Consider the following 12,823-nt stretch of genomic DNA (forward strand, 5'->3'; position numbering starts at 1 on the left):
CGATTGCGGTCTGTCAGTCAACAGTAATGTTGAATTTCAGGTCCTCATCGCGAGCAGGCTCGCTCCCACAGGGGTTCTTCGGTGTATCTGGATCCGGTGTTACAGGTCGCCGTAGCCCAGCGAACGCAATGCGCGCTCGTCGTCGGACCAGCCGCCTTTCACTTTCACCCACAGGTTAAGCATGATCTTGGAGTCGAACAGCAATTCCATATCCTTGCGCGCCTCGGTGCCGATGCGCTTAATGCGCTCGCCCTTGTCGCCAATGATGATTTTCTTCTGGCCGTCACGCTCGACAAGGATCAAGGCATGGATGTGCAGGGTTTTGCCCTGCTGCTTGAACTCTTCGATTTCGACGGTGATCTGGTACGGCAGCTCGGCGCCCATCTGGCGCATGATTTTCTCGCGCACCAGTTCTGCGGCGAGGAAACGGCTGCTGCGGTCGGTGATCTGGTCTTCCGGGAAGAAGTGATCGTTTTCCGGCAGGTAACCGGCAATCACCCGCTCCAGCGCTTCAAGGTTGTGCCCGTGCTGGGCCGAGATCGGCATGATCTGCGCGTTCGGCAGCTGCTCCTGCAACCAGCTCAGGTGCGGCATCAGTTCGGCTTTGTCTTCGATGCGATCGGTCTTGTTCAGCGCCACGATCAGCGGGCCGGTCACGTACTGGACGCGCTCGAGGACCATCTGGTCTTCGTCGGTCCACTTGGTGCGATCCACCACGAAGATCACCACGTCGACGTCTTTCAACGCCGCCGAGGCGGTCTTGTTCATGTAGCGGTTCAGGGCCTTTTCGCCGCCCTTGTGCATGCCCGGGGTGTCGACGTAGACAGCCTGGATGGCGCCTTCGGTCTTGATGCCCAGCATGTTGTGGCGGGTGGTTTGCGGCTTGCGCGAGGTGATCGCCAGTTTCTGACCCAGGATGTGGTTCAGCAGCGTGGACTTGCCCACGTTGGGACGGCCGACGATGGCAACATAGCCACAGCGAGTTGCAGTTGAATCAGTCATTGCCATTCTCCACACCCAGGGCAATCAGTGCTGCGGCGGCCGCTACCTGTTCGGCAATACGACGACTCACACCCTGACCTCGGCTTTTTTCATTCAGTAAGGTGATTTCACATTCGACGAAGAACGTCCGGCAATGCGGCTCACCCTGGATATCCACCACTTCGTAACGCGGCAGCTCGCAACCACGCGATTGCAGGAATTCCTGCAGGCGGGTTTTTGGATCTTTGTTGGTGTCGACCAGCGTCAGGCCTTCGAACTCACCGGCCAGCCAGGCCAGCACGCGTTCGCGCGCCATGTCCATGCCAGCGTCCAGGTAGATCGCACCGATCAACGCTTCGAGGGCATCGGCCAGAATCGACTCGCGACGGAACCCGCCGCTTTTCAACTCACCGGAGCCCAGGCGCAGGTATTCGCCCAGATCGAAACCGCGGGCCAGTACGGCCAGCGTCTCACCTTTCACCAGACGTGCGCGCAAACGCGACAACTGGCCTTCACGGGCCAGCGGGAAGCGATCGAACAGCGCCTCGCCAGCGACGAAGTTGAGGATGGCATCACCGAGGAATTCCAGGCGTTCGTTGTTGCGCCCGGCAAAACTGCGGTGAGTCAGGGCCAGGACCATCAGCTCCTGATCCTTGAAGGTGTAGCCGAGCTGACGCTCTAGACGGCTTAAGGAGACGCTCACGGTTTACCCACGCTGAGTTCGTGGCTGGATTCCACCGCCATGGCCGTGATACGACGCAGGCTTGGGACAATTAACGCTGTGTTCAAAAATTACGTCCTGAATATCGTTGTTTTCATGCCTCTGGCGCCGATTGTGCCGACTCCAGAAATGCATTCGGCGCTGTGTTCAACAGCGCCGTGTGTGATTACTTGATCAGGCCAACCCGCGAGAAATTCGGCAGGTGACTGAGTTTGGGTTCCGGCCAGCTCATCCAGACTGCGAAGGCCTTGCCGACGATATTCTTGTCGGGAACCATGCCCAGCAGATCCTTGGGAATGCTCGGATCGTCCCAGTAGCGACTGTCGTTGGAGTTGTCGCGGTTGTCGCCCATCATGAAGTAGTGCCCGGCCGGCACGGTCCATGAACGGTCCGGCGATGCGCGATAGCGGCTCATCTCCTTGCGAATCAGGTGCTCGGCGACACCGAGTTTTTCCTTGTAGAGCTCGGCACTGCCCAACGTGCCCGGCTCGGAGCCGACCAGTTGTTCGGCAATCGATTCACCGTTGACGAACAGACGCTTGTCGGCGGTGTAGCGAATCTGGTCACCCGGCAGGCCCACCACACGCTTGATGTAGTTGACGTTCGGATCGCTCGGGTAGCGGAACACCATCACATCGCCGCGCTGCGGATCACCGACTTCGATGACTTTCTTGTCGATCACCGGCAAGCGGATCCCGTAAGAAAACTTGTTCACCAGAATGAAGTCGCCGACGTCCAGGGTCGGTTTCATCGAGCCGGAAGGAATCTGGAACGGCTCCACCAGGAACGAACGCAGCACCAGCACGATGAACAACACCGGGAAGAACGACTTGCCGTATTCGACCAGCAGCGGCTCTTTGTTCAGTTTCTCGACGACCACCATGTCAGCCTGGCTGACACTCCCCTGATAGGAGTTGATGGCAGCCCGGCGCCGAGGCGCCAGGAACAGCAGATCGAGCAACGCCAACAGGCCGCAGACGAACACGGCGATGACCAGCAACAGCGGGAAATTTAGTGACATAGGACCTAACTATCCAACCTGAGCACCGCAAGGAAGGCTTCTTGTGGAATTTCCACGTTGCCGACTTGCTTCATGCGTTTCTTACCGGCCTTTTGCTTTTCAAGCAGTTTTTTCTTACGGCTAACGTCACCGCCGTAGCATTTGGCCAATACGTTCTTTCTGAGTGCCTTGACGGAGGTCCGCGCAATGATCTGCCCGCCAATGGCGGCCTGGATCGCGACGTCGAACATCTGGCGCGGAATCAGTTCTTTCATCTTCTCGGTCAACTGGCGACCTTTGTAGTGCGCGTTATCCTTGTGCACGATCAGCGCCAGGGCGTCGACCTTGTCACCGTTGATCAGCACATCCAGTTTCACCAGATTAGCCGACTGGTAACGATCGAAATGATAATCCAGCGAAGCATAGCCGCGACTGGTGGACTTCAGACGGTCGAAGAAGTCGAGGACCACTTCGTTCATCGGCAAATCGTAGGTCACCTGGACCTGCGTACCGAGGAACAGCATGTCGTGCTGCACGCCACGCTTCTCGATGCACAGGGTAATGACGTTGCCCAGGTGCTCTTGCGGCACAAGAATATTGGCCCGCACGATCGGTTCACGCATGTCTTCGATCGAGGACAGGTCTGGAAGCTTCGACGGGTTATCGACGTAAATCGTTTCACCGGTTTTCAGCAACAGCTCGAAAATTACGGTCGGCGCCGTGGTGATCAGGTCCAGGTCGTACTCGCGCTCCAGGCGCTCCTGGATGATTTCCATGTGCAGCATGCCGAGGAACCCGCAACGGAAGCCAAAGCCCAGGGCGTCGGAGCTTTCCGGGGTGTACTGCAGGGACGAATCGTTGAGCGTGAGCTTTTGCAGGGCTTCACGGAAATCTTCGAAGTCGTCGGAGCTGACCGGGAACAGGCCGGCATAGACCTGCGGCTGGATGCGTTTGAAGCCTGGCAGCACGTCAACGTCCGGCGTGGAGCTCAGGGTCAGGGTGTCACCGACCGGTGCACCGTGAATGTCCTTGATGCCGGCAATGATGAAGCCCACTTCGCCGGCTTTCAGGTCAACGGTCGCGGTGTGTTTCGGGTTGAAGACACCGACGCTGTCCACCAGGTGGATCTTGCCGGTGGACTTGACCAGGATCTTGTCGCCCTTCTTCACGCGACCGTGACGCACGCGGACCAGGGAAACGACGCCCAGGTAGTTGTCGAACCAGGAGTCGATGATCAACGCTTGCAGCGGATCTTCGTAGTTGCCGGTCGGCGCAGGAATGGTGTGAACCAGGCGTTCGAGCACTTCGTCGACGCCCAGGCCGGTCTTGGCACTGCACTCGACCGCATCGGTGGCATCGATGCCGATGATTTTTTCGATTTCTTCTTTGACGCGGTCCGGATCGGCCTGCGGCAGGTCGATCTTGTTCAGGACCGGCATGACTTCAAGGCCCTGCTCGATCGCCGTGTAGCAGTTGGCTACAGACTGCGCTTCAACGCCCTGACCGGCATCGACCACCAGCAACGCGCCTTCACAGGCCGCCAGCGACCGGCTGACTTCGTAGGTGAAGTCAACGTGGCCCGGGGTGTCAATGAAGTTCAGCTGGTACTTGATGCCATCGCGAGCGGTGTAATACAGGGTGACGCTGTGGGCCTTGATGGTGATCCCGCGTTCACGTTCCAGGTCCATGGAGTCCAGCACCTGGGCTTCCATTTCGCGCTCGGCAAGGCCGCCGCACATCTGGATGAAGCGATCGGCCAGCGTCGACTTGCCATGGTCAATGTGGGCGATGATGGAGAAATTGCGGATATGACTCAAATCACTCACGGATCAACACTCAAAAAGGCTGCAGGCATAGCCCGCCGAAAAATAGCCGGGAATTGTACCTGATCCACGGCGCAAGCGTCACGTTCGCAGGTCAGACGGCACCTACAAAAACGCCCCGGTCTTGCGACAGGGGCGTTTTTTATCACCAGCGAGGTCGGGGAAACGCCCTGATCAGCCGGCTCGGCGCAACAGCCAGACACCGGCCAGGGCACAGACACCGGCCGGAACCAACACCGCAAACAGCGGCGAAAAACCGAACACCAGGCTCGAAGGCCCCAGCAAATCCTGGACGATGCGGAAGGTGAAGCCGACCAGCACGCCAGTGAAGACCCGCTGACCAAGGGTCACCGAGCGCAATGGCCCGAAGATAAAGGAAATCGCCATCAGTACCAGCGCGGCGGTCACCAGCGGCTGCAACACCTTGACCCAAAATGCCAGCCAGTAACGGCCGTTGCTCAGGCCCTGATCAGCCAGGTAGTGGATGTAACCCCACAGACCGCTGATCGACAGCGTGTCAGGCGACATCACCACCGTGCTCAGCAGTTGCGGACTCAAGGCAACATCCCAACGCTCTTCCGGTGCAGTGACCACTTCGGTGCTCTTTTCATGGAACAGCGTGGTGGTGACGTCGCTCAACTGCCAGTGATCCTGATCGAACTTCGCCCGCTTGGCGAAGCTGGACGACAGCATATGACGCTCATTGTCGAAACGATAACGGGTGACGCCGTACAGCAGACCGTTCGGCTGCACAGAGTTGACGTGAATGAACTCGTCACCCTGGCGATGCCACAAGCCATGCTTGGCGCTCTGTGCATCGCCGCCACCCTGAGCCAGGGAACGGTTGGCCTGAGCGGTGACTTCGGTGGCCGGCGCGACGTACTCGCCGATCAGCACCCCCGCCACCATCAGCACCAGCATCGGCTTCATGACGGCCCAGACGATCCGGCCGACCGACACACCGGCGGCGCGCATGATCGTCAGTTCGCTGTGGCTGGCCAGGCTACCAAGGCCGATCAGGCAACCGATCAGTGCCGCCATCGGCAACATGTCGTACAAACGACGGGGCGCGGTCAGCAAGACGTAGCTCAAGACGTCCACCAAGGTGTAGGTGTCGCTGACCTCACTCATCTCATCGATGAAGGCAAACAGGGTCGCCAGGCCAAGGATAATCCCCAGCACCGCCAGGATGGCTACGAATACGCTGCTACCAATGTAGCGATCGAGCTTAACCACGAGCCACCTCCAGCGCACTGCGGCGACTCGCCATCTTCAAGCGCAACGGCTCCCAGTAGAGCAAGCCCAGGCCAATGGCCAGGAAGATGCCGTGAACCCACCACAACCCCAGCGCCGGCGGGATCTTGCCTTTTTCGAGGGCGCCGCGCGCGGCAATCAGGATGCTCAGGTAAGCCATATAAAGAAGAATCGCCGGCAGCAGCTTGAGGAAACGGCCTTGACGTGGATTGACCCGCGACAGCGGCACCGCCATCAAGGTCACGATGAACACCAGCAACGGCAGGGACAGACGCCATTGCAGCTCAGTGCGCGAACGAATGTCATCGCTGCCGATCAAGGAACGGGTGGTCATTGCATCGCGGTCGGTGACTTCGTCGCTGACGTCCGGCTTGGGCAGCAATACGCCGTATTCCTCGTACTTGATCGCCCGGTAGTCGGCCTGCCCCGGGTTACCGTCGTAGCGATAGCCATTGTCGAGAATCAGGTAGCGATTGCCGTCAGGGCGGATTTCCTGACGACCCTTCTCGGCCACCAGCACGGAGATCCCGCGATCCTTCTTATCGGACGAGATGTTCTTTTGCGAAATGAACACGCCACCGAGGTTGATGCGATCATCCGACAGCGTTTCGGTGTAGGTCACCCGAGTCCCGTCACGTAGCGCCTGGAAGCGACCCGGCTCAAGGGTATCGAACTCGGTCAGCGCATCCTGCTTGTTCAGCAGCAACTGGAACTGATTGGCACCTTGTGGCGCCAGGCTCAGACTCAACCAGGCCACGACCAGCGCAACCAGCGTGGCCGGAAACAGCGTCATGGCAAACAGACGTTGCTGGCTCATGCCGGTGGCCGACAACACGGTCATTTCGCTTTCAAGGTACAGGCGACCGTAGGCCAGCAGGATCCCGAGAAACAGGCCCAACGGCAGGATCAGCTGCAGGAAACCTGGCAGACGAAAGCCCATGATCAGGAACAGGGAGCCCGGATCCAGCAGGCCCGAGGCCGCCTGGGCAAGGTATTTGATGAAGCGCCCGCTCATGATGATGACCAGCAGCACGGCGCTGACGGCGCTCAAGGTCAACAGGACTTCACGGGACAGATAACGGAAGACAATCAAACCAGACACTCCAGGGTTGTCAGGCTAAGGCGGCCAAACAAGCAAACGTATCAGACAGCCCGCAGGGCAGAGCCGCCGAAAAAGTTGGCGCATTATCCTGTGATTGGGTGCGCCTGTCACTGCGCATGCTCAAGCAGGCGGGTAATGCGTTGAAGATCGTACAACCGAGGGTTGTCAGGCGCAGGGAGCGAGGTTCAAACTGCGGCCTTTGTCGCGGGCCGTGACCTGCGTCTTTCTATCTATAAGCAAGCGTCTGTGCGCCGCCGTTTTGCCCGCGCACGTTGACCATTCATTCAGGGACCCGGACATGGAACTGGTTGTAAAGAGCGTTAGCCCAGAAACGTTGAAGACCGCCACTCTGGTGGTCGCCGTCGGCGAAGGCCGCAAGCTCGGCGCCGCTGCCAGACAACTCGACGAACTGAGCGGCGGCGCCCTCAGCGCTGTACTCAAGCGCGGCGACCTGGCCGGCAAAGTCGGCCAGAGCCTGCTGCTGCACAGCCTGCCGAACCTCAAGGCCGAACGCGTTCTGCTGGTCGGCGTGGGCAAGGACGAAGAGCTGGGCGACCGCCCGTTCCGTAAAATCATCGCCGGCGTCCTCAACACCCTTAAAGGCCTGGGCGGCACCGACGCCGTTCTGGCGCTGGACGAAATCGTGGTCAAGGGCCGCGACAGCTACGGCAAGACCCGCCTGCTGGCCGAAACCCTGGTGGATGGCGAATACACCTTCGACCAGTTCAAGAGCCAGAAAGCCGAACCTCGCTCCCTGAAGAAAATCACCCTGGTGACCATCAAGGCGGCACAGGCCGAAGTCGAGCGCGCTGTGGCCCACGCCACTGCGATTGCCAACGGCATGGCGTTCACCCGCAACCTGGGCAACCTGCCGCCGAACATCTGCCACCCGACCTTCCTTGGCGAACAAGCCAAGAACCTGGGCAAGGAATTCAAAACCCTGAAAGTCGAAGTCCTCGATGAGAAGAAGATCAAGGACCTGGGCATGGGCTCGTTCTACGCCGTGGGCCAGGGCAGCGCCCAGCCACCGCGCCTGATCGTCATGCAATACAACGGCGGCAAGAAATCCGAGAAACCTTACGCACTGGTCGGCAAAGGCATCACGTTCGACACCGGCGGCATCAGCCTCAAGCCTGGCTTGGGCATGGATGAAATGAAGTACGACATGGGCGGCGCAGCCAGCGTGTTCGGCACCCTGCGTGCCGTGCTCGAGCTCAAACTGCCGATCAACCTGGTGTGCATCCTGGCGTGCGCCGAGAACATGCCGAGCGGCAATGCTTCGCGCCCGGGCGACATCGTCACCACCATGAGCGGCCAGACCGTGGAAATCCTCAACACCGACGCCGAAGGCCGTCTGGTGCTGTGCGATGCCCTGACCTACTCCGAGCGCTTCAAGCCGCAAGCCGTGATCGACATCGCGACCCTGACCGGCGCTTGCGTCGTTGCACTGGGCGCGCACACCTCCGGCCTGCTGGGCAACAACGACGAGCTGATCGGCCAACTGCTGAGCGCCGGCAAGGCCGCTGACGACCGCGCCTGGCAACTGCCGCTGTTCGATGAGTACCAAGAGCAGCTGGACAGCCCGTTCGCCGACATCGCCAACATTGGCGGCCCGAAAGCCGGCACTATCACCGCCGCCTGCTTCCTGTCGCGTTTCACCAAGAACCTGAACTGGGCGCACCTGGACATCGCCGGCACCGCATGGACCAGCGGCGGCAAGGACAAGGGCGCCACTGGCCGTCCGGTTCCGTTGCTGACCCAATACCTGCTGGACCGCGCCAAAGCCTGAAACCGATGACCTCGGGCTGCGTTGCTTTCGAGTAACGCAGCCCCGGGCTCAGGAACCGCAATGACCAAAGTCGACTTCTATGTCCTGCCCAGCGCCGATCCGTCGGCACGGCTGGATTTCGCCTGCAAGCTCACCGAAAAAGCCTGGCGCATGGGCCACCGCATTTACCTGCATTGCAGCGATGCCGCCCAACGCGAGGATCTCGACGCGCGTTTGTGGGCCTTCAAGGGCGAAAGCTTCGTGCCTCACGGTCCTGCCGAAAGCGAGCCGGATAGCTTGATTGTCCTGGGTCTTGGCGATGACTGCGGTCCGCATCAGGATCTGCTGGTCAACCTTGCCCTGAAAGTCCCGGCCTTTGCCAGCAAGTTCGCCCGTGTAGCGGAAGTGGTGGTGGAGGATCCGACGATTCGAGCGGCAGCGCGGGAGAGTTTCCGTTTCTATCGCGAACAGGGCTATCCTCTGCAAGATCACCGTTTACAGCGACTCTGAGCATTCCGATGGACACTCCAAAACCGCAACAAAAGTCCGCGCACCTGCTGGATGACCTTGAGTCGATCCGCCAACTGCTCGGCGATGACAACCTGCAACCGCCGCTGCTGACCGACACGGTCATCGAAGGTGACCAGGAACAGATTCCCATGCTGTTCGACTCCGTCAGCGCTGCGCCGCAGACCGTCGAACCGACACCGCCCGCCCCTGCCGCGCAACCGGCACCCGCGGCCAGCAAAGGCCCCGACGCCTTGCTGCACCTGGACAGTGAACTGCGTGCGGCAGCGCTGTTGATCATGCAAGACGTGATCGACGACTTCGCACCGCATATCGAAACCGAGATCAAGCGCCGGCTGGATGCGCGGATGGAACGGTTGCTCAGCCAGTACGAATAACACTGAGTCGAGCGGGCGTCTGTGGCGAGGGAGCTTGCTCCCGCTCGGTTGCAAAGCAACCGCAAAACCTGAACACACGGTGTACCTGACACAACTCACTTGTTGTTGTCGGGGCCGCTTCGCGCCCCAGCGGGAGCAAGCTCCCTCGCCACAGGATCATTCCACATTTGATCTGCGCCCGGTCTGCCCCTGCTCGCCCTCTGCCCCATGCCCCGCTATACTTGCCGGCTTTTCCTGAATAAATGCCAATAGGGTCCCGCCGCGCATGGATAAGACCTACCAGCCGCACGCCATTGAAACTTCCTGGTACAACACTTGGGAGTCAGAGAATTACTTCGCCCCGCAAGGCGCGGGCGAGTCCTACACCATCATGATCCCGCCGCCGAACGTCACCGGCAGCCTGCACATGGGTCACGGCTTCAACAACGCGATCATGGACGCCCTGATCCGTTTCCGCCGCATGCAGGGTCGCAACACCCTGTGGCAGCCGGGTACTGACCACGCCGGTATCGCCACGCAGATGCTGGTGGAACGCCAACTCGAAGCCCAAGGCCAGAATCGTCACGATCTGGGCCGGGAAAAATTCCTCGAGAAAGTCTGGGAGTGGAAGGATCAGTCCGGCGGCAACATCAGCCGTCAGATCCGCCGCCTCGGCTCGTCCGTCGACTGGAGCCGCGAGCGCTTCACCATGGACGACGGCCTCTCGGAAGCCGTTAAAGAAGCGTTCGTGCGTTTGCACGAAGACGGCCTGATCTATCGCGGCAAGCGCCTGGTCAACTGGGACACCAAGTTGCACACGGCGATTTCCGACCTCGAAGTGGAAAACCACGACGAAAAAGGTTTCCTGTGGAACCTGAAATACCCGCTGGCCGATGGCGCCAAGACGGCCGAAGGCAAGGACTACCTGATCGTCGCGACCACTCGCCCGGAAACCATGCTCGGCGACGCCGCCGTCGCGGTTAACCCGAACGACGAACGCTACCAGGCCCTGATCGGTAAATTTGTCGAGTTGCCGCTGGTCGGCCGCCGCATCCCGATCATCGCCGACGATTACTGCGATCCTGAATTCGGCACCGGTTGCGTGAAAATCACCCCGGCCCACGATTTCAACGACTACGAAGTCGGCAAGCGCCACAACCTGCCGCTGCTGAACATCTTCGACAAGAACGCCGCCGTACTGCCGGCCTGTCAGGTGTTCAACCTCGACGGCACGCTCAACGAAAGCATCGACGGCACGCTTCCGGCCGAATACGCCGGTCTGGACCGTTTCGAAGCGCGCAAGCAGATTGTGGCCGCCTTCGATGCCGCCGGCTTGCTGGTCAGCGTCGACGATCATGCCCTGAAAGTGCCGAAAGGCGACCGCTCCGGCACCATCATCGAGCCGTGGCTGACCGACCAGTGGTACGTCTCTACCAAGCCATTGGCCGAGCCGGCCATCGCTGCGGTTGAAGACGGCCGCATTCAGTTCGTGCCGAAACAATACGAAAACATGTACTTCTCGTGGATGCGCGACATCCAGGATTGGTGCATCAGCCGTCAGCTGTGGTGGGGCCACCGGATTCCGGCCTGGTACGACGAGTCGGGCAAAGTCTATGTCGGTCGCGACGAAGCCGAAGTGCGTGCCAAGAACAACCTCGGCCCGGACGTTGCGCTGCAACAGGACAACGACGTTCTGGATACCTGGTTCAGTTCGGGCCTGTGGACTTTCTCCACGCTCGGCTGGCCGGAGCAGACCGAATTCCTGAAGAAATTCCACTCCACCGACGTGCTGGTGACCGGTTTCGACATCATTTTCTTCTGGGTCGCCCGGATGATCATGCTCACCATGCACCTGGTGAAGAACGAAGACGGTACGCCGCAGGTTCCGTTCAAGACCGTTTATGTTCACGGTCTGGTCCGCGATGGCCAGGGCCAGAAGATGTCCAAGTCCAAGGGCAACGTCCTGGACCCGCTGGACATCATCGACGGTATCGAGCTCGAAGAGCTGGTGCAGAAGCGCACCTCCGGCATGATGCAGCCGAAACTGGCGAAGAAGATCGAGAAGCAGACCCGCGAAGAGTTCGCCGACGGCATCGCCAGCTACGGCACCGACGCCCTGCGCTTCACCTTCTGCTCGCTGGCGTCCACCGGTCGCGACATCAAGTTCGACATGGGCCGCGTAGAAGGCTATCGCAACTTCTGCAACAAAATCTGGAACGCCGCGCGTTATGTTCTGGACAAGGGCGAAGACTGCGGCCAGAACGGCGAGGCTTACGAACTCTCCCTGGCGGATCGCTGGATTATCTCGCAGCTGCAACGCACCGAAGCCGAAGTAACCCGTCAGCTCGACCAGTTCCGCTTCGACCTGGCCGCACAAGCCTTGTACGAGTTCATCTGGAACCAGTATTGCGACTGGTACCTGGAACTGTCCAAGCCTGTGCTGTGGGACGAAAATGCCCCGGTCGAACGTCAGCGCGGCACCCGCCGCACCCTGGTTCGAGTGCTGGAAGTTGCCCTGCGCCTGGCGCACCCGTTCATGCCGTTCATCACCGAAGAAATCTGGCAGCGCGTCGCGCCGCTGGCCGGTATCGAAGGCAAGACGATCATGCTGCAACCTTGGCCCGTGGCCAATGAAGCGCGCATCGATCAGGGTGCCGAAGATGACATCGAGTGGCTGAAGACGCTGATGCTCGGCACGCGCAACATTCGCGCCGAGATGAACATCGGCCCGGGCAAGCCGCTGAACCTGTTCCTGAAGAACGTTAGCGCCGAAGACCAGCGTCGTCTCACCGAGAACGAAGCCCTGCTGAAGAAGCTGGCTCGCCTCGAATCGATCACGGTGTTGGCTGCCGGCGAAGAAGCACCGCTGTCCGCCACCGCACTGGTGGGCGAGATGGAAGTGCTGGTGCCGATGGCCGGCCTGATCGACAAGGACGCCGAACTGGCACGCCTGGACAAGGAAATCCTGCGTCTGCAGGGCGAAGTTCAGCGGGTGGGCGGCAAGCTGTCCAATGCCGGTTTCGTCGACAAGGCTCCGGCCGAAGTCATCGAGAAAGAACGCACCAAACTGGCTGAGGCTGAACAGGCTTTGGGCAAGTTGGCCGAGCAGCATGCGCGGATTGCCAGCCTGTAACGGTCAATCGCGATGAAAAAGGGAGGCCAAGGGCCTCCCTTTTTTATGCCCGCCACATTCCCCCCATACACCGCAAATCCCCTGTGGGAGCGAGCCTGCTCGCGAAAGCGGTTTGTCATTCAACATTGATGCTGGCTGAAACGGCCTCTTCGCGAGC

The 12,823-nt window shown here is 60.1% G+C and carries 10 protein-coding genes; 4 read left to right on the plus strand and 6 right to left on the minus strand.

Annotation, left to right across the window (positions count from 1 at the left end; translation table 11 throughout):
- Nucleotides 1–99: 99 nt before the first annotated feature.
- The 6 genes from era to lptF all read right to left on the minus strand — a co-directional run bounded on the left by era (nucleotide 100) and on the right by lptF (nucleotide 6,872).
- The gene (gene era, locus QMX98_RS25570; RefSeq protein ID WP_010463054.1) at nucleotides 100–1,002 is read right to left on the minus strand and encodes a GTPase Era; all 903 of its coding nucleotides are present in this window, start codon (nucleotides 1,000–1,002) and stop codon (nucleotides 100–102) included.
- Nucleotides 995–1,684, minus strand: coding sequence for a ribonuclease III (rnc, locus tag QMX98_RS25575; RefSeq protein WP_010463056.1), 690 nt, complete (start codon nucleotides 1,682–1,684; stop codon nucleotides 995–997). Before rnc ends, era begins: the two co-directional genes overlap by 8 nt.
- 184 nt (nucleotides 1,685–1,868) lie before the next feature.
- Complete coding sequence (gene lepB, locus QMX98_RS25580) at nucleotides 1,869–2,723, minus strand: signal peptidase I (RefSeq protein ID WP_010463058.1); 855 nt, start codon at nucleotides 2,721–2,723, stop codon at nucleotides 1,869–1,871.
- A 5-nt stretch (nucleotides 2,724–2,728) separates the two neighbouring features.
- Nucleotides 2,729–4,528 (minus strand): translation elongation factor 4, encoded by a 1,800-nt coding sequence (lepA, locus tag QMX98_RS25585; protein WP_042932348.1) that lies wholly within the window; start codon nucleotides 4,526–4,528, stop codon nucleotides 2,729–2,731.
- A gap of 171 nt (nucleotides 4,529–4,699) precedes the next feature.
- The gene (gene lptG / locus QMX98_RS25590) at nucleotides 4,700–5,761 is read right to left on the minus strand and encodes an LPS export ABC transporter permease LptG (RefSeq protein ID WP_077748280.1); all 1,062 of its coding nucleotides are present in this window, start codon (nucleotides 5,759–5,761) and stop codon (nucleotides 4,700–4,702) included.
- Entirely contained in the window at nucleotides 5,754–6,872 is a 1,119-nt protein-coding gene (lptF, locus tag QMX98_RS25595) for an LPS export ABC transporter permease LptF (protein WP_010463065.1), read from the minus strand. Before lptF ends, lptG begins: the two co-directional genes overlap by 8 nt.
- 307 nt (nucleotides 6,873–7,179) lie before the next feature.
- Between lptF and QMX98_RS25600 the strand changes: the two genes are divergently transcribed.
- The 4 genes from QMX98_RS25600 to QMX98_RS25615 all read left to right on the plus strand — a co-directional run bounded on the left by QMX98_RS25600 (nucleotide 7,180) and on the right by QMX98_RS25615 (nucleotide 12,666).
- Entirely contained in the window at nucleotides 7,180–8,670 is a 1,491-nt protein-coding gene (locus QMX98_RS25600) for a leucyl aminopeptidase (RefSeq protein ID WP_154503203.1), read from the plus strand.
- A 60-nt stretch (nucleotides 8,671–8,730) separates the two neighbouring features.
- Nucleotides 8,731–9,159 (plus strand): DNA polymerase III subunit chi, encoded by a 429-nt coding sequence (locus QMX98_RS25605; RefSeq protein ID WP_102593949.1) that lies wholly within the window; start codon nucleotides 8,731–8,733, stop codon nucleotides 9,157–9,159.
- An 8-nt stretch (nucleotides 9,160–9,167) separates the two neighbouring features.
- Entirely contained in the window at nucleotides 9,168–9,554 is a 387-nt protein-coding gene (locus QMX98_RS25610; RefSeq protein ID WP_010463070.1) for a hypothetical protein, read from the plus strand.
- A gap of 265 nt (nucleotides 9,555–9,819) precedes the next feature.
- Nucleotides 9,820–12,666, plus strand: a complete 2,847-nt coding sequence (locus QMX98_RS25615; protein WP_169856314.1) for a valine--tRNA ligase — start codon at nucleotides 9,820–9,822, stop codon at nucleotides 12,664–12,666.
- Nucleotides 12,667–12,823 lie beyond the last annotated feature (157 nt).

The organism is Pseudomonas sp. PS02303 (genome assembly GCF_029959925.1).
Taxonomy (GTDB): Bacteria; Pseudomonadota; Gammaproteobacteria; order Pseudomonadales; family Pseudomonadaceae; genus Aquipseudomonas; species Aquipseudomonas mandelii.